The sequence below is a fragment of the Mesoflavibacter zeaxanthinifaciens DSM 18436 genome (assembly GCF_000422365.1).
Taxonomy (GTDB): domain Bacteria; phylum Bacteroidota; class Bacteroidia; order Flavobacteriales; family Flavobacteriaceae; genus Mesoflavibacter; species Mesoflavibacter zeaxanthinifaciens.
In genome coordinates this window covers 5,001-31,667 of record NZ_AULQ01000006.1, presented here as the reverse complement: position 1 = coordinate 31,667, position 26,667 = coordinate 5,001, and the positions used below count along the sequence as shown (strand labels likewise).

Annotated in this window: 23 protein-coding genes and 2 rRNA genes (1 of these 25 cut by a window edge); 21 read left to right on the top strand and 4 right to left on the bottom strand. The window is 30.8% G+C overall.

Annotation, left to right across the window (positions count from 1 at the left end):
- Positions 1-61 precede the first annotated feature (61 nt).
- Positions 62-3,274: a cytochrome c biogenesis protein CcsA gene (locus H574_RS0106100; protein ID WP_027879717.1), complete on the bottom strand. Its 3,213-nt coding sequence runs from the start codon at positions 3,272-3,274 to the stop codon at positions 62-64.
- Between the two features lie 75 nt (positions 3,275-3,349).
- On the bottom strand, positions 3,350-3,757 hold the full coding sequence (locus tag H574_RS0106095) for a group III truncated hemoglobin (protein ID WP_027879716.1): 408 nt from the start codon (positions 3,755-3,757) through the stop codon (positions 3,350-3,352).
- Between the two features lie 58 nt (positions 3,758-3,815).
- Here H574_RS0106095 and H574_RS0106090 point away from each other — a divergent pair, with 58 nt between their 5' ends.
- The 21 genes from H574_RS0106090 to H574_RS14685 all read left to right on the top strand — a co-directional run bounded on the left by H574_RS0106090 (position 3,816) and on the right by H574_RS14685 (position 26,103).
- The gene (locus H574_RS0106090; RefSeq protein WP_027879715.1) at positions 3,816-4,577 is read left to right on the top strand and encodes a Rossmann-like and DUF2520 domain-containing protein; all 762 of its coding nucleotides are present in this window, start codon (positions 3,816-3,818) and stop codon (positions 4,575-4,577) included.
- A complete protein-coding gene (locus H574_RS0106085) occupies positions 4,567-5,097 on the top strand; it encodes a KdsC family phosphatase (RefSeq protein ID WP_027879714.1) in 531 nt (176 codons plus the stop codon). The genes H574_RS0106090 and H574_RS0106085 overlap by 11 nt, the downstream gene beginning before the upstream one ends.
- 44 nt (positions 5,098-5,141) lie before the next feature.
- Complete coding sequence (locus H574_RS0106080) at positions 5,142-6,050, top strand: geranylgeranylglycerol-phosphate geranylgeranyltransferase (protein WP_081653183.1); 909 nt, start codon at positions 5,142-5,144, stop codon at positions 6,048-6,050.
- A 2-nt stretch (positions 6,051-6,052) separates the two neighbouring features.
- Entirely contained in the window at positions 6,053-6,646 is a 594-nt protein-coding gene (locus tag H574_RS0106075) for a Maf family nucleotide pyrophosphatase (RefSeq protein ID WP_027879712.1), read from the top strand.
- A 33-nt stretch (positions 6,647-6,679) separates the two neighbouring features.
- Positions 6,680-7,582, top strand: coding sequence for a hypothetical protein (locus H574_RS0106070; protein ID WP_027879711.1), 903 nt, complete (start codon positions 6,680-6,682; stop codon positions 7,580-7,582).
- A gap of 40 nt (positions 7,583-7,622) precedes the next feature.
- A complete protein-coding gene (locus H574_RS0106065; RefSeq protein WP_027879710.1) occupies positions 7,623-8,150 on the top strand; it encodes a mechanosensitive ion channel domain-containing protein in 528 nt (175 codons plus the stop codon).
- Between the two features lie 2 nt (positions 8,151-8,152).
- Complete coding sequence (gene corA / locus H574_RS0106060; RefSeq protein WP_027879709.1) at positions 8,153-9,232, top strand: magnesium/cobalt transporter CorA; 1,080 nt, start codon at positions 8,153-8,155, stop codon at positions 9,230-9,232.
- Positions 9,233-9,508: 276 nt separating this feature from the next.
- The gene (locus H574_RS0106055) at positions 9,509-12,037 is read left to right on the top strand and encodes a PIG-L family deacetylase (protein ID WP_036227213.1); all 2,529 of its coding nucleotides are present in this window, start codon (positions 9,509-9,511) and stop codon (positions 12,035-12,037) included.
- 42 nt (positions 12,038-12,079) lie between these two features.
- Positions 12,080-12,973, top strand: coding sequence for a carboxypeptidase-like regulatory domain-containing protein (locus H574_RS0106050; protein ID WP_027879707.1), 894 nt, complete (start codon positions 12,080-12,082; stop codon positions 12,971-12,973).
- Positions 12,974-13,083: 110 nt separating this feature from the next.
- Positions 13,084-14,784 (top strand): sodium:solute symporter family protein, encoded by a 1,701-nt coding sequence (locus tag H574_RS0106045; protein ID WP_027879706.1) that lies wholly within the window; start codon positions 13,084-13,086, stop codon positions 14,782-14,784.
- Positions 14,777-15,757 (top strand): Gfo/Idh/MocA family protein, encoded by a 981-nt coding sequence (locus H574_RS0106040; protein ID WP_027879705.1) that lies wholly within the window; start codon positions 14,777-14,779, stop codon positions 15,755-15,757. Before H574_RS0106045 ends, H574_RS0106040 begins: the two co-directional genes overlap by 8 nt.
- Positions 15,758-15,868: 111 nt before the next feature.
- Positions 15,869-16,093 carry a hypothetical protein gene (locus tag H574_RS0106035; RefSeq protein ID WP_036227210.1) on the top strand — a complete coding sequence of 75 codons (225 nt, stop codon included), beginning with the start codon at positions 15,869-15,871 and terminating at the stop codon, positions 16,091-16,093.
- 40 nt (positions 16,094-16,133) lie between these two features.
- On the top strand, positions 16,134-16,742 hold the full coding sequence (locus H574_RS0106030; protein ID WP_155912600.1) for a hypothetical protein: 609 nt from the start codon (positions 16,134-16,136) through the stop codon (positions 16,740-16,742).
- A gap of 78 nt (positions 16,743-16,820) precedes the next feature.
- Complete coding sequence (gene trmD, locus H574_RS0106025; protein WP_027879702.1) at positions 16,821-17,498, top strand: tRNA (guanosine(37)-N1)-methyltransferase TrmD; 678 nt, start codon at positions 16,821-16,823, stop codon at positions 17,496-17,498.
- Between the two features lie 196 nt (positions 17,499-17,694).
- The gene (rplS, locus tag H574_RS0106020) at positions 17,695-18,048 is read left to right on the top strand and encodes a 50S ribosomal protein L19 (protein WP_027879701.1); all 354 of its coding nucleotides are present in this window, start codon (positions 17,695-17,697) and stop codon (positions 18,046-18,048) included.
- Between the two features lie 621 nt (positions 18,049-18,669).
- Positions 18,670-19,293 (top strand): pentapeptide repeat-containing protein, encoded by a 624-nt coding sequence (locus H574_RS0106015; RefSeq protein ID WP_240471254.1) that lies wholly within the window; start codon positions 18,670-18,672, stop codon positions 19,291-19,293.
- 154 nt (positions 19,294-19,447) lie between these two features.
- A complete protein-coding gene (locus H574_RS0106010) occupies positions 19,448-21,673 on the top strand; it encodes an NADP-dependent isocitrate dehydrogenase (RefSeq protein WP_027879699.1) in 2,226 nt (741 codons plus the stop codon).
- Between the two features lie 79 nt (positions 21,674-21,752).
- Complete coding sequence (locus H574_RS0106005; RefSeq protein ID WP_027879698.1) at positions 21,753-24,128, top strand: TonB-dependent receptor; 2,376 nt, start codon at positions 21,753-21,755, stop codon at positions 24,126-24,128.
- On the top strand, positions 24,128-24,940 hold the full coding sequence (locus tag H574_RS0106000; RefSeq protein ID WP_027879697.1) for a DUF4249 domain-containing protein: 813 nt from the start codon (positions 24,128-24,130) through the stop codon (positions 24,938-24,940). Before H574_RS0106005 ends, H574_RS0106000 begins: the two co-directional genes overlap by 1 nt.
- A gap of 112 nt (positions 24,941-25,052) precedes the next feature.
- Complete coding sequence (gene murQ, locus H574_RS0105995) at positions 25,053-25,871, top strand: N-acetylmuramic acid 6-phosphate etherase (protein ID WP_027879696.1); 819 nt, start codon at positions 25,053-25,055, stop codon at positions 25,869-25,871.
- Positions 25,861-26,103: a DUF6095 family protein gene (locus tag H574_RS14685; protein WP_027879695.1), complete on the top strand. Its 243-nt coding sequence runs from the start codon at positions 25,861-25,863 to the stop codon at positions 26,101-26,103. The genes murQ and H574_RS14685 overlap by 11 nt, the downstream gene beginning before the upstream one ends.
- An 81-nt stretch (positions 26,104-26,184) precedes the next feature.
- Here H574_RS14685 and rrf read toward each other — a convergent pair.
- Both rrf and H574_RS0105980 read right to left on the bottom strand, forming a co-directional pair.
- A 5S ribosomal RNA gene (rrf, locus tag H574_RS0105985) occupies positions 26,185-26,291 on the bottom strand.
- A 99-nt stretch (positions 26,292-26,390) separates the two neighbouring features.
- Positions 26,391-26,667, bottom strand: a 23S ribosomal RNA gene (locus tag H574_RS0105980); it runs 2,543 nt beyond the window's last position.

The window sequence follows — 26,667 nt, the reverse complement described above, 5'->3', positions numbered from 1 at the left end:
AATTAACAATTTATAATTTGTATCAAGTTAATCATTATTTTCTTAGAAAGTAATTAAAAACTTACTTTTTATAAAATTTGATATATTTTCTATAAGAGAAAACACCTAAAATTGCAATTAAAATAGCCGAAACGCCAATATAAATTAAGCTAATATCTTGTCCTGATTGATAAGAATGTAATCCGGATAAATAGAAGTTAACACCAAAATATGTAAAAATAATACTTCCAATAGAAATTACAGACCATAAATTAAATGTCCATCTTCCTCTTAAGCCTGGTATTAATCGCATATGTATTACAAATGCATATATCATTATACTTATTAAAGCCCAGGTTTCTTTTGGGTCCCATCCCCAATATCTTCCCCAACTTTCATTAGCCCATTGACCGCCTAAAAAGTTACCAATAGTAAGCATTATTAGACCAACGGTTAAAGCCATTTCATTTATATAAGTTAATTCCTTAATACTTAAATCTAGCTTAGTTTTATTATTTTTATTAGTAAATGCCATTAAAAATAAACTTACTAACCCAATTATAAAGCCTAGCGTAAACGGACCATAACTAGCAACAATGACTGCTACATGTATTTTTAACCAATAACTATTTAATACAGGTTGTAAGTTTGCTATTGCAGGATCCATCCAACTTAAATGCGCTACCATTAATAATATTGAAACTACAAAGGAAGTTGCTGCAATAGTTAGCTCGCTTTTTCTTCCAAATCCTAGACCAAAAAACATGGTTGCCCAAGCCACATAAATCATAGACTCGTAACCATTACTCCATGGGGCATGACCAGAAATATACCATCTTGCAATTAAGCCTAATGTATGGATCACAAAAAGTACTATTATTAATACTTTAAATACTTTAATACTTGTCTTTAACCATTTACTATCTATTTTAAAAATTTGCCATATTAATAAGGCTAACAATAAAATTCCTGCTGTTAAATAGTAAATAAATAATTTTTTAAATACATCGTATTTATTGTAAAGTATTTCTGCATTTATCTTAGAGTCGCTTGGCATTACCTCAGCTCCTACTTTAGATTGAGAGGTTTTAAAAGCTTTTAATAATTTTTCTGGTTGGGAGAAATCTCCAGTTTTTTTAGCTTCATTTAAGCTATATAAATACCAATCAAATCCAGCGTTTATAAAACTTCCGTAGGTTGAGTCTTGGATTTTTTGATTATAACCTTCATTTTTATATTCAAATGGAGAAATCCAAGTGTTATTGTCATCGTTAGGTACAGGGAAAATCTTTAACGATCTACCTTCTATTGCATTACTTAATAAATTAACACGATTATTAACCTCTATAAACTCTTTTTGAATAGCTGTTTTTACTTGCGTTTCATAAGCTTCTTCTAACTGTCTATCTAATTTGTAGTTAAAATCGTCTCCAAAGAAATCTAATAACTTAGCATAATTTTGGTCTTTACTAATACCTATAATACTACGTATCGAATCTCCTTTACGTGGTTTTATATAAATAATTGGCACGTTATACCACAACATCGGACTTTCTTGAATGCTTAAGAAAAGTTGATTAGCAGTCATATCTTCATAAGCTTCGTATTTACTTAATTTTCTAAGTAATTCTGAAGCATATGTATCTATAGGCATCATACGACCATCTAAATCTTGTAAAACTAACTTTGCAAATTCTTCGGCGTGAGATTTTGGTGCTACATTTGCCTTTAAAATAGAATCTATTTGCCTTTTTGATGGTGTTTTTGGTACCGTAACTTGATGATCATGACCATCGTCTTCTGTGTGAATATGGTCGTTTTGAGCTATTCCGCTTAAAGCGAAACACAAGAAAAATATAGTTAAAAGTTCTGCTTTTTTAGCTTTTACTTTTTCTAAAAGTCTTTTTAAATCTCCAAAACGTGAATTTTTATCAAACATAATCGCCATCAAACCTATGTATAATAAGAAATAACCAATGTAAGTTACCCAAGTTCCCCAAAAATCATGATTTACAGATAGTTTTGTTCCTTTTTCATCTGGATCAAAACCAGCTTGAAAAAAACGATACCCTTTGTGATCTAAAACGTGGTTCATGTAAATATGATAATCAAAATCGCCTTCTTCTTTATCAAAAATGGTCACTTTACTTTCAAAGGTTTGATAAGAGTTTTGTGTACCAGGATATTTTTGAGCAATAAAATCATTCAACTTTACACTAAATGGTAATTTGTAGACTTTTGCGCCGTATTTAAGGTTAATGTCTAAATTATCGATCGTAATTTTTTTGAAAGGATTGTTTGTTCCTTGTCCACCAATTAAACCAACACGTTTAGTTTTTCCGTTTGCAGTAACATCTAGTATAACACCATCTTCATCAAATTTTAATAATTGAGATTTTTTACCAACGCCTATTTCTCCTTTAATTATTGGATTTGGAACTACAAATTGCATGTCTCCAATAATGTAACGCGAACGTAACATAAATGGTTGAATACTGTCTTTAACAAGTTTACCTTGGCTCATTGTTGCCATTTGCAAATATTCTCCATCAAAAGGAGAATTAATTGTAATTCCGTTTTCAGACTTTGTTAAATTAATAGCACCATCTATTGGCTTATTTAATGCAAAAAGCACATTATGTATACTTTGTACTTCGCCTTCTTTTAAGAAATGATTGTGTGGTGCGCCTTGACCTGCTTCTACTATTTTTAAATAATTTTCGCCATTTTCATTTGGGATAATTGTTTCTTCTGCACCTTTAATAAACTCGACTAACTCAATACTTACCGGTTGATTATTATAAGCTGTATTTAGACTGAAACTATTTTTCATTCTACCAGAAAAATCAACTTCTTCTTCTATTGGTAGACGTTGTGGTACGCCATCAATCATATAATCACCATCAATATATGCTGTGATGTATGTTTTTTGAGAAAGAAATGCGTTGCTAGTTTCTCCTTCACGTATAGGCATCATACCTTCAAAACTGTAATATCTTGTTATTCCTGCACCTACTATAATTAATATAAATGCTAGATGTAATAATAGCGTTGCCCATTTTTCTTTACGTAATAACCTGTATCTTGAAATATTACCTATAAAGTTAACAACAAATAGTACCATTATAGCTTCAAACCACCATGCATTATAAATTAAATTACGGGTGTAAGGTGTTGGAGATGTATCCATTTTGGCATCTAAAAATGTACCAGTAGCCATAGCGATGGCAAATACAATAAATAATATAGCTGTTAATCGTGTTGAGAATAGAATCTTGCCCAATTTATTTTGCATAGGTAAAGCCTTTTTTTGCTCGTGCAAAGATAGTTGTTTTTGTTGGTTTAAAATCAGTTTAAATAGTTAAAAAGTTTAACTGTTTTGTTGCCTTGCTTCAAAAATTTTAAGATGGATAAATGTACCCATTTTTCTTGCTCTTCGTTTAGCTAACTCTGCATTTTCTCCTGCAAATAAGTGTTCTATAGTTTCAAACCAAAGGTTTAACCAAATACCAAAATGATGTTCTGTAATACTATTATTATTTGCTTTATCTACTTTTACGTGCACTTCTAATGGGTTTCCTATATATTTTTTCTTTAAAGGTTTCCCCATAAACAAGCTACTTTCCCAAAACGTGGTTAAGTGATCTAAATGTTGATCCCAATTGGTAATAGCTTGATTAAAAATTGGTCCCAAAATAGCGTTTGCTCTTACTTTTTTGTAAAATTGATCTACTAACAAAGCCACATCTTCTCGTGTATTTATATCGTCTTTAATCATTATAACAAAGATACGTTAATGTCCGTTTTTATAGATATTTTCTTATTATTTTTACACCATGATAAAAATAGTTTTGCTTGGCGCAGGAAATGTAGCCACTCATTTATATAAAGCAATTTCTGCTACTGATAAAATTAGCGTTATACAATGGTATAATCGTACTTTAAACAATATTTCATTATACAAAAATGAAGTTAGTATTACCGATAATTTAAACGAATTAGTTGATGCTGATTTATATATTATTTGCGTAAGCGATGATGCAATTGAAACTTTAAGCAACAACCTTCCTTTTGAAAAACGTTTAGTTGTTCATACTTCTGGAAGTGCTAGTTTATATGATATTGACAAAAAACACTATCGCGGAGTTTTCTATCCGTTGCAAACTTTTAGTAAAGATGTTGCTTTAGACTTTACAACAGTACCAATTTGTATAGAAACATTAAGAAAACAAGACTTTAAACTTTTAAAATCTATTGGAGAAACGTTAGGCTGTCAAACCTACAAAGTTAATCCAGATCAAAGACCTGCTTTACATTTAGCTGCTGTTTTTGTAAATAATTTCACTAATCAATTGTATAGGGTTGCTCATGAAATAACAGAACAACATGGTGCAGAATTTGATATTTTAAAACCATTAATTACCGAAACTGCTAAAAAAGTTCAAGACGTTTCGCCATACAAGGCACAAACTGGTCCAGCTAAACGTAACGACAAAAAAACAATAAAAAGACATTTAAAATTATTAGATAACGAGCATCATGAAGCTATTTATAAACTAATGACTTCATCTATAAAAAAAACACATAATGGAAGATAAAAGCTACAAAGAATACTTACACCAAATCAACACCTTTATTTTTGATGTAGATGGCGTTTTAACTAACGGAATAGTTACTATAACTACTTCTGGCGAAATGATAAGACATATGAATGTTAAAGATGGTTATGCAATCAAACAAGCACTTAATCATGGATTTAATATTTGTATTATATCTGGCGGGACAAACGAAGGTGTTAGATTGCGCTTACAACATTTGGGTATTAAAGATGTTTATTTGGGCGCTCATCAAAAATTAACTCAGTATAACGAATATATTAGCAATAATAACATCAATGCAGAAAACGTGTTGTATATGGGAGACGATATACCAGATGTCCCAGTACTTAAACAAGTAGGATTAGCTACTTGTCCACAAGACGCAGTACCAGAAGTTAAAGATATGTGTAATTATGTATCACATAAATTAGGTGGCGAAGGTTGCGTAAGAGATGTTATACAACAAGTATTAAAAGTACAAGGGAAATGGGACAGCGATTTTGATGCCCAAACATTTTAATGCAACAAAATTAGAATAACAAAAAACTAAAAAACCAACAACTAGTGAATATTATCAACCTAATTAGATATAAAAACTTAATATTAATTGCGTTAGTGCAAGTACTTATTAAATACGCGATGTTTCCTGCCTTTAATGTAGATACAACGCTAAGTACTTTTCAATTTATCATTTTAGTTATTTCAACCGTATGTATCGCTGCTGGCGGTTATATTATTAACGATATTTTTGATGTAGAAACAGACGCAATTAATAAACCTAACAAGCAAATAGTAGGAAAAACCATTGCAAAAGATAAAGCCTATAATTATTATATGGCATTTACTTTTATTGGCGTTGTTACTGGGTTTTACCTAGCTAACGATGTTAACAGAAGTACCTTTTTTGGCATTTTTGTAGTCATTGCCGCACTACTTTATATTTATGCTTCCTTTTTAAAACCAATGCTACTTGTTGGTAACATCGTAATAAGTGGTCTTGTAGCATTAAGTCTAATTGTTGTTGGTATTTTCGATTTACTACCTACCATAAATATGCAAAATAAGTTTATACAATCTTCGATGTTTGAAGTTATTGTAGATTACGCCGTTTTTGCATTTTTAATCACTTTTATTAGAGAAATTGTAAAAGATATTCAAGATATAGATGGCGATTACAATGCGCAGATGAAAACTTTACCTATAGTCTTAGGTAAAAACAGAGCTGCAAAAATTGCTTTTGGATTAACTGTTGCTTCCATTTTAATATTAGCATATTACTTAAATGCGTATCTTTATATGCAAACCATAGCCATTATTTACTTTTTAATTGCTGTGATAGCACCTTTAATCTATATCGCTATAAAATTGTTTTCTGCTGAAAACAAAAAAGATTTCAAATTGATTAGCAGATTATTAAAAGTCGTAATGCTATTAGGCATGCTATCTATGGTCGTGTACTATTTTATCATATAATTATGCTGAAAGAAAAACTAAAAGACAGACATATAATATTAGCTTCTGGATCACCAAGAAGACAACAGTTTTTTAGAGATTTAGGATTAGATTTTGAAGTCCGATTAAAAGACACTAAAGAAGATTACCCTAATCGCTTAATGCATTTTGAAATTAGCGACTATCTTGCGCAATTAAAGTCTTTACCTTTTTTAGACGAACTTAAAGATCATGAAATATTAGTAACCAGCGATACCATAGTTTGGCATAAAGGCGTAGCATTGGGCAAACCTAGAAACAACGACGAAGCATTTGCAATGCTTAAATCTTTAAGTGATAATACGCACGAAGTGATTACATCTGTATGTGTACGTACAAAAATCTTTCAAAAAACGGTAAATGCAACTACAAAAGTGACGTTTAAAGCGTTTACAGATGAAGAGATTTGGCATTATATTAAAACCTACTCGCCTTTAGACAAAGCTGGCGCTTATGGTATACAAGAATGGATTGGACAAATTGGCGTAACCAGTATTGAAGGCTCGTTTTTTAACGTTGTTGGTATGCCAACTCATCTTGTTTACAAAACGTTAAATACCATTGCAGAAGAGTTTTAAGATTGTAAATTTATATTACAATTTCTTATAACCATGCGATTTAAACTAACCACAATTTTACTTACTTGTCTATTTACTTTTGCTTGCAAAGAACAAAAACAAACTACAGATTCACCTAAAAAAATTACAACTAAAAAAGAAGAAAAAAAGCTACCGCCAGCCTATAAACCTGACCAACAATTTAAAGACTATTGGTATGCTGGAAAAGCCGAAATCACTTCTTACAAACTAGAACAAACGCGTTATGGTGAATTACGTGACGGAAAAGCTGTATTAGTTTACGTCACAGAGCCTTTTTTACCAAAAGTACAAGTAAAAGCAGACCAGAAAAACCCAGAAAACATAAGCGTTTTAAAGTTAAATGCCACTAAAAAATTCAATACTGGTATTTACCCGTACAGCATTATGCAAAGCACATTTTATCCCGTTGCAAACAACCAACACGCTTTAAAAGTTAGTGCTTCTATACAAGAATGGTGCGGACAAATTTACACACAAATCAACAACAGAGAGCAATTTGAAGTTACATCGCATTCCTATTTTGAAGGTGAAGCAGATCAAAATTTCAACTTAGAAAAAGCAGTTTTGGAGAACGAAATTTGGACACAACTTCGCATTGATCCAAACAGTCTTCCTACTGGTAATTTTAAAATTATTCCAAGTTTAGAATACATTCGTTTAAAACATAAACCTTTAAAAGCTTATAATGCTTTCGCGGAAATTTCAGAAAGGAAATACAAGCTTTCAATTGAAGAATTAAACAAAACACTTACTATTAATTTTGAAAACAATTTCCCTTTTAGCATTACAAGTTGGGAAGAAACTATAGACGGATTAACAACAAAAGCAACAAAACTTAAAACTATAAATACCGCATATTGGAGTCAAAATAGTAATAAAGATTTACCATTAAGAAAAACATTGCAATTAGATTAACAATTCAGTTTAAAATCTATATTTACCAAAATTTTAATACATGTTTGAGCATTTACAAGACGAAATTTTAAAAACAATAGTTCTTCTTATTATATTTTTAATAATAAGGTCTGTTTTAAAAATTTCAATTAAAAAAATAGGACAAAAAAGTAGCATCAATGATGCTAGAATTGGGTTAATATCTAGATATTCTACCTTTACTCTAATTCTAATATTTTTACTATTTGTTTCTTATATATTTGGTGCAACACTAGAAAACCTAACACTACTTTTCTCTTCGGTTTTTGCAGTTATTGGCATTGGTTTATTTGCCATTTGGTCAATTTTAAGTAACATTACTTCTGGAATAATCATGTTTTTTTCGTTTCCTTATAAAGTTGGAGACAAAATAAAAATCCACGATAAAGATTCGCCTTTAGAAGGTATAATTGAAGATATTCGTGCGTTTCAGCTTCATCTAAGATTAGATAATGGAGATTTAGTGACGTATCCAAACAATTTAATTCTGCAAAAAGCTGTAACTTTAGTTCAGAAAGACGCAATTGAAGACTTTGGAGATTTCCATTAATTATGGCAAAAAACAAACAAAAAAAACGCACACAAAACTATAAAAAGCACTTAGGTCAAATACCTGGCGCATTGGTTTATACAGGAAAAAAAGAAGACGTAAAATTACACCTTCATTCTTTTGATTATACCGATAACGACATTCACGAAAAAGACCTTTCTAACATAGAAGAAGCGTTTGTTTTTAAAGATACAGAGTCTGTAACATGGGTTAACCTTAACGGATTAAATAATATTAACGAGATAGAAACCATAGGTAGTTACTATCAACTTCATCCATTACTTTTAGAAGACATTGTAAATACTTCTCAACGCCCAAAAATTGACGAGTATAAAAGTTACATCTTTATCGTTTTAAAAATGATGTATTACGATGATAATGAAACTATTATATCAGAACAAGTAAGTTTTGTACTAGGCAAAAACTATGTATTGACTTTTCAAGAAGCCGAAGGTGATGTTTTTGAAAATGTAAGAGATCGTATAAGACACAAAAAAGGACGTATACGTACAGAAGGTGCAGACTATTTATTGTATGCCTTAATAGATGCTATCGTAGATCATTATTATGCCATTATAGAAACTATGGGTAATAAAATTGAAGACCTTGAAGACGATCTTTTTAATGGAATTTCTCAAGAAGAAATCTCTCAGCAAATACAAAATTTAAAACGAGAAGTTTTAAAAGTACGACGCGCTATTTTTCCGCTTCGCGAAATTATTGGTCGTATAGAAAAAGATCCAAATAGTTTAATTGAAGAACAGACAACACATTTTTTTAGAGATGTTTACGACCATATTATACAAGTCACAGAAAACTTAGATATTTATCGCGAAATGATTTGGAGTTTAATGGATATGTACATGACAACCATTAGCAACAAAATGAACGAAGTCATGAAGGTGTTAACCATTATCGCTACTATTTTTATCCCATTAACCTTTATTGCTGGGATCTACGGGATGAATTTCATTAACATGCCAGAGCTACAATACAAGTATGGTTATCATATAGTTTGGGCTGTAATGATTCTTATTTTCTTAGCGATGCTGTACTACTTTAAACGTAAAAAGTGGCTTTAGTTAGCAGTTAGCAGTTAGCAGTTAGCAGTTAGCAGTTAGCAGTTAGCAGTTAGCAGTTAGCAGTTAGCAGTTAGCAGTTAGCAGTTAGCAGTTAGCAAACGTAAATGATTTGTGACAATTCGTGTAATTCGTGTCAAAAAGAAAAAAAATATAGAAATATAAATTAGCTTCACTTCTTAAAATTAACATCCTAAAAATAACGTTAAAAAAGGCTTAAAACAGCTATTCCGCTAAGGCTATTATGTATATTTACCTCAAACATAATTAACCTTAAAAATGCTAAAAAAACTAGCTTCGCTCCTATTTATTTTTGTTTTGGCTCTGCCTTTACAAGCACAACAACCAAAAAAACTTAACGCATCTCAAATTCATGATGCTGTAAAAAAACTTAACTTTTTAGGTACAGTTCTTTATGTAGCAGCTCATCCGGATGATGAGAATACACGCCTAATTTCTTACATGTCTAACCAAATAAAAGCACGTACAGCTTACCTATCTTTAACTCGTGGTGATGGCGGACAAAATCTTATCGGTCCAGAAATTAGAGAATTATTAGGTGTTATACGTACACAAGAATTATTAGCCGCAAGAAGCGTAGATGGTGGCGAGCAACGTTTTAGTAGAGCAAACGATTTTGGTTACTCAAAACATCCTGAAGAAACTTTAGATATTTGGGACAAAGACCAAGTATTAAGCGATGTTGTTTTAGCCATAAGACAGTTTAAACCAGATATTATCATTAACCGTTTTGATCATCGTACACCTGGCACAACTCACGGTCATCACACAACTTCTGCTATGTTAAGCGTAGAAGCTTTTGATTTGGCAAAAAACCCAAACATATATCCAGAACAAGCTAAAACATACGGAACTTGGCAACCAAAACGCCAATTTTTTAATACCAGTTGGTGGTTTTATGGTAGTGAAGAAAATTTTGAAAAAGCAGACAAAAGCAAACTTTTAAATTTTGATATTGGCGTATATTACCCTTCAAAAGGGTTATCAAATAACGAGATTGCTGCACTTTCAAGAAGTAAACATTTATGTCAAGGATTTGGTGCTTTAACGCAACGTGGATCACAAACCGAATATATCGAACTTATTAATGGCGATTTACCAAAAGACAAAACCAACCTTTTTGAAGGTATAGACACAAGCTGGAATCGTGTGAAAGGCGGAAAAACTATTGGTGACATTTTAAAGAAAGTTGAGACAAATTTCAATTTTGAAAATCCTTCAACACACGTTAAAGACTTATTATTAGCAAGACAGTTAATCCAACAATTAGATAATGAGTATTGGAAAAACTATAAAACTCAAGAAATTGACGCTATAATTGAAGCTTGTTTAGGTCTATATTTAGAAGCATCTGCTAATACGCCAACTGCTTCTGCAGGAGAAACTATTACATTAAATATTGAAGCAGTAAACCGTAGTGCAATTAATATGGAATTGGTGTCTTATCAACTTTCTACAGATAAAATAGCTACTTTAAAAGCGCTTCCTTTAAAAAATAATGATAAACAAAATGTAGAGCAATCGCTTACTATTCCTAAAAATATGCAACCGTCTTCACCATATTGGTTGAATAAAAAAGGAACTTTAGGTATGTATAAAGTTGAAGATAAAAATTTAATAGGAAAACCAGAAACACCAAGACCAATAAGCGTGACTTTCAATTTAACGATTAATAATCAACCGTTTTCTGTAACTAAATCTATTGTTTACAGGTACTCTAAACCAGATAAAGGCGAATTATATCGTCCATTTGAAATCATTCCTGAAGCATCAGCAAAAATTTCAGAGAAAGTCATCATTTTTGATACAGATCAACAAAAAGACATTTCGGTAATTGTAAAAGCTGGTCGTGATAATTTAAATGGTTTTGTTCAAATAGCGCATCCAAACAATTGGTCTGTTTATCCTGAAAAGCAAAATATAGATATTAAATATAAAGATGAAACACAAACATTGACGTTTACGGTTATTCCTCCAAAAAATCAAAACGAAGGATTAATAACGCCAATGGTTCATGTTGGTGAAGACGTTTACACAAGAGAATTAGTTGAAATCGATTACGAACACATTCCTTATCAAACTGTTGTGCTTCCAAGCGAAAGCAAAGTAGTACGTTTAGATATTAAAAAACGAGGCGAAAACATTGCTTATATTGAAGGTGCTGGCGATGTTGTACCAGAAAGTTTAAGACAAATTGGTTACAATGTAATGGTTTTAAAACCAGAAGACATCACTACTGAAAGATTAAGCGCTTTTGATGCTGTAGTTGTTGGAATTAGAGCGTATAACATCTTAGACGAACTTAAATTTAAACAACAAATTTTATTCGATTTTGTAGAAAATGGTGGTAATATGATTGTGCAATACAATACAAATCGCGGTCTAAAAGTGGAGAACTTATCTCCTTTTGAGTTAAAAGTGTCTAGAGATCGTGTTACTGATGAGAATGCAGAAGTTACACTTTTAGCTAAAGATCATCCAGTTTTAAATTATCCAAACCAAATTACAAAAACCGACTTTGAAGGTTGGACGCAAGAACGTGGTTTATATTTTCCAAACCAATGGTCTAACGAATTTACACCTATTCTATCCATGCACGATAAAGGCGAAACCGAAAAACAAGGTAGTTTGTTAGTCGCAAAACACGGTAAAGGCTATTATATTTACACAGGTCTTAGCTTTTTTAGAGAATTTCCTGCTGGTGTTTCTGGTGCGTACAGATTATTTGCTAATATGTTAAGTATTGGAAAAGACAATTTAGATAATAAAGAACAGTTTAAGGATTAAAGCGTCACCTCGAATGCAGTCTAGAGTTCAAAAACATTTTAAATGAAAAAAAGTATTTTAATACTATTCTTTTTTGTTATTAAAATAAGTGCTGGATACAGTCAAACAAAAGCTGTTGTTATAGATAGTAACACTTCTAAAACTGTTCCTTATGTTAACATTTGGGTTGAAAATGAAAATAACGGTACTACATCTAATGATTATGGAGAATTTATTATAAATGAAACCGATTCAACAAAAAACATAGTTTTTTCTGCTATTGGATACAAAAGAGAAACAGTTCAAATTAGCCAAATAAAAAACATAATTTATCTTAAACCTGAAACTACAGTTTTAGAAGAAGTTGTTTTAACTAAAAAGAAAGAGTCTAAAAAAATAGTTATTGATAAATTCAAAAAATCAAAAATTCATTTTTATTATGGCTCAGGTAAAACACCATCGATGGTTGGAAAATACTTTCCTAATGAAGATAAATACTCAGACACACCTTTTATAAAGGAATTTGCTTTTTTAACAAATTCAGAAATCGAAAATGCTAAATTCAATATTAGATTGTACGAATACGATAGTTTAAATTTTATCGGAAATTCTGTTTATGATAAAAACATAATCTCTTCAGTAAAAAAAGGAAAGAAAACAACAACTATTGATATTTCAGATTTAAACATTAGATTTCCTAAAAAAGGATTAATCGTTGTAGTTGAATGGTTAATAATAGAATCTAATAAAAGAGAATATTCTTATATATCTAAAGGAATAAAGAAAAAGAACACTGCTTTTGAACCTATGTTTGGTGCTGTTGCAAAAGACACTAATAAATATGCTATGGTTTATAGAGGCAAATGGATGAAAACATTTAAAAACACCAATCAATCTATAAAAAATTATAAAGATAAATACAGTGAACTTGCTGTTTCTTTAACATTAACAAACTAAAAATGCAAAACCAACCAAAATACCAATGGAAACCAATGTACACCTTAGTACTATTGGCTAATATTTTATATTTAATCGCTTTTTATTTAATCACGTTATATTTTTAAAAAATGCAAACATTAGATTGGGTTATTTTAATAAGTACATTACTAATCATAGTTATTTATGGTACGTACCAAACTAAAGGCAGTAAAAATGTACAAGATTACTTAAAAGGCGGTAATACAACACCTTGGTGGACAATAGGTTTATCGGTTATGGCAACACAAGCCAGCGCAATTACGTTTTTAAGTACGCCAGGACAAGCATTCCATTCGGGTATGGGATTTGTACAATTTTACTTCGGATTGCCAATTGCAATGGTCGTGATTTGTATGGTGTTTATCCCGTTATATCACAGATTAAAAGTCTATACGGCTTACGAGTTTTTAGAAAACCGTTTTGATAAAAAAACCAGAACACTTACTGCGATTTTATTTTTAATTCAACGTGGTTTGGCTGCAGGAATTACCATTTTTGCTCCTGCAATTATTCTATCGGCTGTTTTAGGCTGGAATTTACTACTCCTAAACATCATCATTGGCGTTTTGGTAATTATTTACACCGTTTCTGGCGGAACAAAAGCTGTAAACGTTACTCAAAAACACCAAATGGTTGTAATTTTTACAGGAATGATCATTGCGTTTGTTTTAATTATTAATCAACTTCCTAATGATATTACATTTTCTAAAGCGCTTCAAATAGCTGGTGCAAGCGGTAAAATGGATGTTTTAGACTTTTCTTTCGATTTAAATAACAGATACACCGTTTGGAGTGGATTAATTGGTGGTACCTTTTTAATGTTATCTTATTTTGGGACCGATCAAAGCCAAGTACAACGCTATTTATCAGGTAAATCTGTAAAAGAAATGCAATTAGGTTTACTGTTTAACGGACTTTTAAAAGTGCCAATGCAGTTTTTTATTCTGTTAGTTGGTGTTATGGTTTTTGTCTTTTATCAGTTTAACGAATCGCCTATAAATTTTAATCCAACAGCAACCGAAGTTGTTTTAAACAGCGAATATTCTCAAGACTATCAAACGCTTCAAAAGCAACAAAACGAATTATTTGCTGAAAAACAACAAGCTATTTTCAATTATGTAAAAACTGAAAATAATGTAACTGCCAAGACTATTTCAGAATATAACACTAAAAGTGATGCGTTAAGAAACGAAGCCCAAAAACTAATTGAAAAAGCTGGCGAATCAAAGAATTTAAAAGTAGAAAGTAATGATAAGGATTACGTATTTATTCACTTTATATTAAACAATTTACCAAAAGGATTAATCGGATTATTATTAGCGGTAATTTTAAGCGCAGCAATGTCTAGTACCGCTAGCGAACTTAACGCTTTAGCAAGTACAACAACCATAGATTTATACAAACAACGTGTTGGAGAAAAATCTGAAGACGAAATGGTAAAAGCCTCTAAAGGTTTTACTTTACTTTGGGGAATTTTAGCAATTGGTGTAGCCTGCGTTGCCAATCTTGCCGAAAATTTAATTCAGTTAGTAAACATTATCGGTTCTATTTTTTACGGTAATGTTCTTGGTATCTTCTTATTAGCGTTTTTCTTCAAATTTATTAAAGCAAACGCTGTGTTTATTGCAGCATTAATCACACAAGTTTTAGTCATTGGTTTATTCTTTTTAAATCAATTTGAAATTATCAACTTGCCATTTTTATGGTTAAACTTTGTTGGCTGTTTAATTGTTATGGTTATCGCTTTTGTCATTCAGACTTTAATGAAAAATGAAATGAATTATGCATAAAGAACAAACCATACATTGGGGAATTATAGGTCTTGGAAAAATTGCTGAAAAATTTGCGACAGATATGCAAAAAGTAAGCAATAGCAAGATTTACGCAGTAGCTTCAAGAACATTAGAAAAAGCCGAAACCTTTGCTAAAAAACACCAAGCCACAATGGCTTATGGTAATTATGAAGAATTGTTAAGTGACCCTAAAATAGACGCCATTTACATTGCTACACCACATAGTCTACACAAAGAAAACACACTTATGTGTTTACAAAACAACATTCCTGTACTTTGTGAAAAGCCATTAGCTTTAAACCGTTTTGAAGTAGAAAACATGATAAATGCTGCCAAAGAAAACAATACGCTTTTAATGGAAGCTTTGTGGACATACTTCTTACCACATTATCAAAAGGTTTTAGAATTATTAGAACAAAAACACTTTGGAAACATCTTAAAACTAGAAGCAGATTTTGGTTTTAAAGCTAGTTTAGATCCTTCAGGAAGAGTATACAATAAAACTCTTGGTGGCGGTAGTCTTTTAGATATTGGTATTTACCCAATATTTAGTGCACTTACAACACTTGGTATTCCTAAAAAGACCGAAGCAAAAGCTACTTTTTTTGATAATGGTGCAGACGCTACTTGTAATATGATTTTTTATTATGATGAAGCAATTGCCCGTTTAAAATCTACTTTAGTTGAAAAAACTAACACAGAAGCAATTTTTACCTGCGAAACTGGTGTAATTAAAATAAACTCAAGGTTTCATGAGCCAACAACAGTAACATTAAAATCTAATAACGGTGAAGAAAAAACACTTGATTTTAACTACAACTCTATTGGTTACAATTTTGAAATAGAGCATTTTAATCAATTAATCAGAACTAATAAAAAAGAAAGTCCAATTATGAGTTTTCAAAAAAGCACCGAATTAATTGATTTATTAGACTTAATTAAAGCACAAATTGGGTTGAGTTATCAATAATTCTTCATTCAAAACTCTTAGTTTTTAAAATATATTTGAAATTGTTAAGCTTTTAAAGTAACTTAGTACAAACTAGTTACAGAATTATCGTAACTAATTAAAGTTTCAGTTATGGAAAAATCTTTAATTGTAATACTAGCTTTAGTCATTTTTTCGGCAATAGGTTTTGCGTATTCTGTGTTCTTAAAAAGTTATGTCAAAACTTCGTTTGGCGAAAAATGGCTTCACCTTTGGAATAACAAACTTTACTTTTGGCAAAGCACCATTTTTGTTAGTGCAGCGTTTACCTTTTTAATCATGTATCTTTTAAAATGGATTGATGTATTGAATTTTTAAAGAAATATTGTGTAACATCAAACAATAATTATTCTCTATTTTGAAAAAGATACACTTTCTATTATTTATTTTGATTTTTAATCAAATTATTTCTTGTAAAAAGAAAAATAACACCGATTTAATAAGTAATAAATTTAAAATTGATTTTTTAGTACAAATACTATCAGATACTACTGAATCTAAACTACTAAATGATAAAAGAGAATTAGTTTCAAATTTTACAATAGTTGTTCCTCCAAGTTTACCTATTGACCCAATAAATAAAAACAAATCAATTAACCTTTCACAATATATTTCAGATACTCTAAATATTAATGATATTGAATTTGTTAAACAACAATTTATAGACAACAAAAGGTTTAGCTTTAATCAATTATCCAACAAAGGATTTAACGTTATTGATATTGAAAAATATTATTCTAATAATATTAAATGGGACTCAATTAATAAAATAGCTTCAAATTATTACAAAAAGGAAAACATGAAAAATTATTTTTCTTATTTAAGTATAACAAAACCAATATTTAATAGAGAGCTAAACTTAGCATATGTTAGAATTAGGCTTGGTTCTGGTGGTATGAGCAGAATCTATCAAAATGTAAATGGAACTTGGGATGTAAAATATGAATTTGATGAATATGTAGAATGATGTTCTAGGTAACTAAATTAATAGAGATATTACTTTCCAAACTTTTAATCTATCTTTGCAACCCAATAAAGCAAAGCCATGAGAATAGATATCATCACTGTTTTACCAGAGTTACTTAAAAGTCCGTTTGAAGCATCCATTTTAAAACGTGCTATTGAAGCAGATTTGGTAGAAGTACATTTTCATAATTTAAGAGATTATACTACAGATAACTACAAAACCATTGACGATTATCAATTTGGTGGCGGCGCAGGTATGGTAATGCTTATAGAACCTATAGATAAATGTATAAGCAAATTAAAATCGCAACGTCACTATGACGAGGTTATTTATATGACACCAGATGGCGAAACCTTAAATCAAGGTATTGCCAACACCTTATCATTAAAAGAAAATATCATTATCCTTTGCGGACATTATAAAGGTGTAGACCAACGCGTACGCGATATGTTTGTTACCAAAGAAATATCTATTGGCGATTATGTTCTATCTGGCGGAGAACTTGGTGCTGCTGTACTTTGTGATGCTGTAATACGATTAATACCAGGTGTTTTAGGTAACGAAACTTCGGCGTTAACAGATAGTTTTCAAGATAATTTATTAGCGCCACCAATTTATACAAGACCTCGAGATTACAACGGACATAAAGTACCAGAAGTATTATTTAGCGGTAATTTTCCAAAAATTGAAAAATGGCGAGAAGAACAAGCTTATAAACGCACAAAAGAAAGAAGACCAGATTTATTAGATGAATAATTTGGTCTGTTCGAGTATTTTTTGAAGTACAAACAAAATGTATCGATAACTTAAAAACCGTCTTCGTCAACAAACATTTTTTAAACTTTTACTTTTATCAATTAACTTTTTGCTTATATTTGCACCCAATTTCGGATTAACCTCTGGCGAAATACGTGAATGTTGTTCTGAATCAAACACTTAAACATAAATAAAGATGGAATCTTTAATAAAATTTGTACAAGACGAATTTGTAACAAGAAAAGACTTACCAGAATTTTCAGCTGGTGACACAATTACAGTTTACTACGAAATTAGAGAAGGAGAAAAAGTAAGAACTCAGTTCTTTAGAGGTGTAGTATTACAAAGAAGAGGTACTGGTACTTCAGAAACTTTTACAATTAGAAAAATGTCAGGAACAGTTGGTGTAGAGCGTATCTTCCCTGTTAACTTACCTGCATTACAAAAAATTGAAGTTAATAAAAGAGGTAAAGTTAGAAGAGCAAGAATCTTTTACTTTAGAGGTCTTACAGGTAAAAAAGCTAGAATTAAAGAAGCTAGAAGAAAATAATTTACCACTTCAAATCATATATAAAAAGCCTAAACTTAATCGTTTAGGCTTTTTTAGTTATTAACTTTTGTTAATAACCATGGTTCATAAACGGTTGATATTTAAATAGTTAAAAACTATAAAAAACTAATAAAAAGACTTATCTTAGTAAAACAATTAATAACAATATTAATTATTGGTTTCGATAAAATGAATTTGATTTAGTTGTATTGTTTTTTGAGGTTTTTGAAAATTACATGTGTAGTCGTGTAAATTGTAAAATTAAGAGATTTTAAAAAGTGCTTTATGTGAAAGCAGAAAGGAACTAATAAAATTGAAAGTTTTAAGTAATCTTAAGTAGCAATAGCTACTTTAAGAAGAACAAAACAATGTTTTACAATGGTAATTTCATGAAAATTGAAATTAAAAGAGTAAATCATCCAGAAAAACAATTACTATGTACATTTTGTAACAAGTCAACACATTTTGAAAGTTACCCAAATGTACTATTGATTTGACAAGTGCGTGAACCGAAAAGATGTAAAACGAAAGTTTTGGATCGATTTAATGAAAGTTAAATAGGTCATCACCAAAGTGTTAATTCAAGAAAGCCATAGCAACAATAGTTAATTCTATTATGTTATGGCTTTTGTTTTTTTAGGTTTCTTATCTTACAGCATAAATAAAAGTACAATGCCTCTACCCTTTATCGCAGATACCGTTTATAAAAACAAAGATTTTACTTCTCAAGCATTACAAAGAGCAGAATATGATAACTGCACATTTATTAACTGTAATTTTGAAAACAGTTTTCTATCGGCTTTTAGTTTTTTAGACTGCGTTTTTGAAGGTTGTAATCTAAGTAATATTAAAGTTAAAGATGCTACGTTTAAAGATGTAACGTTTTTAGACAGTAAAATGTTAGGTATTTTATTTTCTGACTGTAATAAGCTTTTATTTTCTGCAAGTTTTACAGATTGTGTTTTAAACTTTTCTTCTTTTTATAAAATCAAATTAGTCTCGAGTAAATTTAAAAACTGTGTATTTGATCAAGTAGACTTAACCGAAGCTAATTTTACTAAAACTACGTTTGATACTTGTAATTTTAAAAATGCTGTTTTTGAACAAACAAACTTAGAGCAAGCAGACTTTAGTAAAGCAATAAATTACAGTATTAACCCAGAAAGAAACAAAATAAAAGGCGCTAAATTTTCAAAAGATCAAATTTCAGGACTTCTTGATACTTATAAAATTGTGATTTCTTAAAATTTTAATCATATTTTATCAAATTCGTAATTTTATAATCTTCTAAATATCATCATTATAATAAAACGTTAAGTGCCAATTTTCACTTTAAAAAACCTCTTGTTTTTCGTATATTCGTCAAGCTAAAAAAATAACTAACATTCAATTTAATTATATGTCAAATTCACCAAAAATTATATATACAATTACAGATGAAGCGCCAGCATTAGCAACGCGTTCTTTTTTACCGATTGTTAAATCTTTTACAGCTTCTTCTGGTATAGAGATTGAAACAAGAGATATCTCTTTAGCAGCTAGGATCTTAGCTGTTTTTCCTGATGTTTTAACAGAAGAACAACGTGTATCTGATGACTTAGCCTTTTTAGGAGAATTAGCAAAAACACCAGAAGCTAACATTATTAAACTACCTAATATTAGTGCTTCAATACCTCAATTAAGAGCTGCAATTAAAGAGCTACAAGCTAAAGGTTACGCTGTACCAGATTATCCTGAAGAAGCTACAACAGAAGAAGAGAAAGATGCTAAACAACGTTATGACAAAATAAAAGGTAGTGCTGTTAACCCTGTTTTACGTGAAGGAAACTCTGATAGACGTGCGCCAAAAGCAGTAAAAAATTACGCTAAGAAAAATCCACATTCTATGGGTGCATGGTCAAAAGATTCTAAATCTCATGTAGCGACAATGTCTCATGGTGATTTTGCACACAACGAGCAATCGGTAACTTTAGATAAAGCAACTACTGTAAAAATACAACATACTGACAACAACGGTAATGTTACTGTTTTAAAAGATAATTTAAACCTTTTAGAAGGTGAAATTATGGATGCAACAGTAATGAGTAAAAAAGCTTTATTAACCTTTTTAGAAGAGCAAGTAAAAGACGCTAAAGAACAAGGTGTATTGTTTTCTTTACACATGAAAGCTACAATGATGAAGGTGTCAGACCCAATTATTTTTGGTCATGCTGTACGCGTATTCTTTAAAGATGTTTTTGCTAAGCATGCAGAAACTTTTGAAAAAATTGGTGTTGACGTTAATAATGGCTTTGGTAACTTAATAAGTAACTTACAAGAGTTACCAGAAGCAGAGCAAAATACTATTTTAGAAGATATTGAGGCTGCATATAACAACAATCCAGATTTAGCAATGGTAGATAGTGATAGAGGTATTACTAACTTACACGTACCAAGTGATGTTATTATTGATGCATCTATGCCTGCAATGATACGTACTTCTGGACAAATGTGGAACAAAGAAGGGAAACAACAAGATACTAAAGCTGTAATACCAGATAGCAGTTATGCTGGTATTTACACAGCTACTATAAACTTCTGTAAAGAACATGGTGCATTTGATCCAACTACCATGGGTACTGTACCAAACGTAGGTTTAATGGCGCAAAAAGCTGAAGAATATGGTTCTCATGATAAAACTTTTGAAATATCTACTGACGGAAAAGTTGAAATCGTAGATACAGACGGTAATGTTTTAACATCACATGATGTTGAAACTGGAGATATCTGGAGAGCTTGTCAAGTAAAAGATTTACCAATACAAGACTGGGTAAAATTAGCTGTAACACGTGCAAAAGCTACTGGTTGGCCAGCAGTTTTCTGGTTAGACGAAAACAGAGCTCATGATGCAGAATTAATCAAAAAAGTAAATGCTTACTTAAAAGATCATGATACAGACGGATTAGAAATTCATATTCTTTCACCAATCAAAGCAACAGAGTTTACTTTAAAAAGAGTAAAAGCTGGAGAAGATACAATTTCTGTAACAGGTAATGTATTACGTGATTACTTAACAGATTTATTCCCAATTTTAGAACTTGGTACTTCAGCAAAAATGTTATCTATTGTACCGTTAATGAATGGTGGAGGATTATTTGAAACTGGAGCTGGTGGATCTGCACCAAAACACGTTCAACAATTTGAAAAAGAAAACCACTTACGTTGGGATAGTTTAGGAGAATTTTTAGCACTTGCTGTGTCTTTAGATCACTTTAGCGAAGTTAACAACAATCCTAAAGCAAAAGTTTTAGGTGATGCGTTAGATGTTGCCACAGAAAAACTACTAGAAAACAAAAAAGGTCCTTCTAGAAAAGCAGGAGAAATTGATAATCGTGGTAGTCATTTTTATTTAGCAATGTACTGGGCTGAGGCTTTAGCAAACCAAGATAAAGATAGAACTCTAAAAGCTCAATTTGAGCCAGTTGCTTTAACTTTTAAAGCTGAAGAAAAAACTATAATAAAAGCTTTAAATGATATACAAGGTAAATCTGTTGATATTGGTGGTTACTATGAACCAACCGACGAATTAGCTGATCAAGCTATGAGACCAATAGAATTATTTAATAATATTTTGAAGGAAATATAAATTCCCTTATCGAAATTAATAAATTGTTAAAAGCTCCTTTTACAGGAGCTTTTTCTTTATTTTTACTTTAAAAATTGTAATGAATTCTAAGCTAATCCTAACCATAGCATTTTTAATTCAAATCTCCTTATCTGCATTCTCTCAAGAAAAATTCACATTAAGTGGAAAAATAACAGACACCAATACTAACGAGTCATTAATTAGCGTAAATGTTATTATTCCTGAATTAAATACTGGCACAACTACTAATGAGTATGGCTTCTACTCTATCACATTACCAAAAGGTAACTACAAAGTGATAATTTCTTATTTAGGTTATGCAGAAACTTCAGAAACTATCAATCTAAATGAAGATATTACTAAAAACTTCAATTTAACTGAATCTGTTGAAAGCTTAGAAGAAGTTGTGATTACAGAAAATGTAGAGCGACTAAACATAAGAAAACCACAAATGAGTGTTAATGCGTTAAAAGCTTCTACAATAAAAAAAATACCAGTAGTTTTAGGAGAACCTGATGTTATCAAAGCAATTACTTTATTACCTGGTGTCACTAACGCTGGAGAAGGTAGTTCTGGATTTAACGTACGTGGTGGCGCTGCGGACCAAAACTTAATTTTATTAGACGAAGCTACTGTTTTTAATTCTTCACATTTATTCGGGTTATTTTCTGTTTTTAATCCTGATGCTATTAAAGATTTAAAACTATATAAAGGAGGAATACCATCACGCTACGGTGGACGTGTTTCTTCTGTTTTAGATATTTATCAAAAGGAAGGAAATAGTAAAGAGTTTCATGCAAATGGAGGTATTGGTTTAGTTGCTAGTAGATTATTAGCAGAAGGACCATTAAAAAAAGACAAAGGTTCTTTTCTTTTTGGTGGACGTAGTAGTTATGCTCACTTATTTTTACCACTTTTTGATATTGATAACGTGGCTTACTTTTATGATTTAAACACCAAATTAAGCTACAAACTAAATGATAAAAATAATATCTATTTATCTGGATATTTTGGTCGTGATGTATTTAGAATTGCAGATAGTTTTGATAACACCTACGGTAATACGGTTGTAAACTTTAGATGGAATCACTTGTTTTCTGATAAGTTATTTTCAAATATGTCATTAATATATTCTGATTACTATTATGGATTAAAGCTTAATTTTGTTGAATTTGATTGGGATTCAGGAATTAGAAATTTCAACTTTAAATATGATTTTAAACATTATATTTCTAATAATTTCAAACTTCAATATGGTTTAAACAGTATATATTATAAGTTTAATCCAGGAGAAATTGAACCTTCTACACCAACTTCAGGAATAAATCCTTTCAAACTAATAGATAAATATGCATTTGAAAATGCTATTTATTTAGATGCAGAGCATGAACTATCTGATAAACTATCTATTAATTATGGGTTAAGGCTAAGTTCTTTTTTACGTTTAGGTCAAGATGAATTAAACATTTATGAAAACGATCAACCTGTAATTTTTAATGAAGATTTACAGATTTATGAAAAGGCAGAACCAATAGGTACAGAAAACTATAACAGAAGTGATGTTATAAAATCCTTTTTTAATTTAGAACCAAGATTTTCAGTTGCATATCAATTAAACAAAAATAGTTCTATAAAAGCAAGTTATAATCGTATGACACAGTATTTACACTTGTTATCAAACACTAGTTCTCCAACACCTTTAGACGTGTGGACACCAAGTGGTAAATATGTAAAACCACAACTGCTAGACCAAATAGCTGTAGGATATTTTAAAAGTTTTAATAATAACGATTACTCCTTAGAAGTAGAAAGTTTTTATAAAACAATAAAAAATAGAATCGATTATATAGACGGCGCAAATTTGATAGCTAATAATGCAATTGAACAAGTTATTTTAAACGGAAAAGCAAGAGCTTATGGATTAGAAATTCTTTTTAAAAAAAATGTCGGAAAATTAGAAGGTTGGATAGCCTATACTTTATCAAAATCAGAACAACAAACAACAGGAAGAACACCTGAAGAGCTAGGTATAAATAACGGTAATTGGTACAATACTGCATTTGATAAAACTCATGATATTTCAATAACTAGTAATTACGAATTGAATAAAAAATGGACTTTTAATGCCAATTTTGTTCTTCAAACAGGACAACCTACAACATATCCTGTATCTCAGTATCAATACGCAGGTTTAACAATACCCAATTACGGTAATCGTAATTCTAACAGATTACCAACGTATCATCGTTTAGATATATCTGCAAATTATACACCAAAACCTAACAAGACAAAAGGTTGGCAAAACTATTGGACTTTTAGTATTTATAATGCATACAATCGTTACAACGCTGCTTCAGTAAGTTTTTCAGAAAATAGAATAACCGGAATTAATGAAGCTACAAAATTTTCACTTTTTGGTATTATACCTTCAGTAACCTATAACTTTAAATTCTAATGAAAAAATTTATATATATAAGTGCCCTTTTATTACTTTTTAACTGTGAAGAAGTTGTAGACATTGACTTACCAGAAACAGAACCAAAACTTGTAATAGACGCTTCGCTAAATTGGTTGGATGGTACAACAGGTAATGAACAAGATATTAAATTAACATTGTCTGCTCCATTTTTTGATACAGAAATTCCACCAGCTAATAATGCAATAGTTAGTGTAACAGATCAAAATAATAATACTTTTATTTTTACTGAGGACGGTGATACTGGTATATACAAAACAACAAATTTTATTCCTGAAATAAACCAAGAATATACACTTACAATCCAATATAACGGAGACACTTATGTTGGTTCAGAACATTTAAAATCCGTAACACCTGTAGAATATGTAGAACAAAATGATGAAGGCGGTTTTTCTGGAGAAGATATCGAGTTAAAAGCCTATTATAATGATCCTGCTAACGAGCCAAATTTTTATTTATATCAATTTGATACAGATATAGCAGTAATTCCTACTTACGAAGTATATGATGACGAGTTTACAGATGGAAATCAAATTTTTGCATTTTTCACCGAAGAAGATTTAGAATCCGGTGATGAAGTAATCATTAAAAACTACGGAATTTCTGAACAATATTATAATTTCATGTTCCTTTTACTACAACAATCCTCAGAAAATGATGGTGGCCCATTCGAAACACAACCAGCAACAGTTAGAGGTAATTGTATAAATATTACCAATCCAGACAATTATCCGTTAGGCTATTTTAGGGTATCACAAGCCTATCAATACAATTATACAGTAAATTAATTGGGCGTTACCACAAGGGTCGCGCTATCCGTTGCTAGTTTTGGTTCGCTGCAAGCCTCACCAAAAGCTAACCACTACTATCGCTAACGCAAAAATAGCTAACTTTACACCTATGAAATTTATAAAGACCACAGAACAAGATTCTAAATATAATCACTTAGAAAAGATGAGCATTAATCAACTGCTCACAAACATTAATAAAGAAGATCAAACTGTACCGTTAGCAGTACAGAAAGCTATTCCTCAAATAGAACAATTAGTAGAACAGATTGTAATTAAACTAAAAAAAGGTGGTAGATTATTTTATATCGGTGCTGGAACAAGCGGTAGATTAGGTATAGTAGATGCTTCAGAATGTCCACCAACATTTGGCGTGTCATATGATTTAGTTATAGGTTTAATAGCTGGCGGAGATTTAGCTATTAGAAAAGCAGTAGAATTTGCAGAGGACTCTACAACACAAGGTTGGGAAGATTTATTAAAACATAATATAAACGAAAAAGATGTAGTTATTGGTATAGCAGCATCAGGAACAACACCTTATGTAATATCAGCTTTACAAAATTGTAATACAAACAATATAACTACTGGATGTATAACATGTAATTCAGATAGTCCGCTTAGTACTACAGCACAATTTCCAATAGAAGTTATAGTAGGTCCAGAATTTGTAACAGGTAGTTCACGCATGAAAGCAGGAACAGCTCAAAAGCTTGTACTTAATATGATTAGTACCTCTACAATGATTCAGCTAGGAAAAGTGAAAGGTAATAAAATGGTCAATATGCAACTAAGTAACAATAAACTTGTAGATAGAGGAGAAAAAATGCTAATCTCTGAACTTAATATAGATCGAGAAACTGCTCAAAATATATTAAAAAAATATGGTAATGTTAGAGAAGCTATAAAAAACTATAAAAATGGAAACTAAATCTACAGATAAAGAAATATTAATAAAAGGGTTAAAACAATTAGGATTATCACTATTACTAATGTTTATAGGACCTTCTTTTTTATACCTTATTCTAAGCAATAAAGATAAGCCGTTCTATATAGTATTATTAATATTAGGAATAATAATTTGCTCTTTAGCTGTTTACTTTGCTTTTAAAGGTATAAATACTATTCTTAAAAGTCTCTTCGAAAGTAATAAAACAAAGTAGTATACTTCGTAGTTTCATTTAATTTTTCAAAAACTAAAAAACAAAAAAAAGTCCTCAACAAAAAAATGTTGAGGACTTTAAAAAAGGCGACGACCTACTCTCCCACAATGTAGTACCATCGGCGCTAATGGGCTTAACTTCTCTGTTCGGAATGGTAAGAGGTGAGCCCCATCGCTATAATCACCTTAAATCTTTCGGTGTATGTAGAATATTCTACTTTACCGTATATAATGACATATTGAAAAATAATTCATGAAAATTTTGTTGTACTCTTAAAAAAACAGGCGTACAATAAGCCTATGGGTTATTAGTACTACTCGGCTATGACATTACTGCCTTTACACCTATAGCCTATCAACGTGGTCATCTTCCACGACCCTTTAAAGAAATCTCATCTTGTGGTGGGTTTCGCGCTTATATGCTTTCAGCGCTTATCCCTTCCGAACGTAGCTACTCTGCAATGCTCCTGGCGGAACAACAGATACACCAGAGGTTCGTCCAACTCGGTCCTCTCGTACTAAAGTCAGATCCACTCAAATTTCTAACGCCCACTGTAGATAGAGA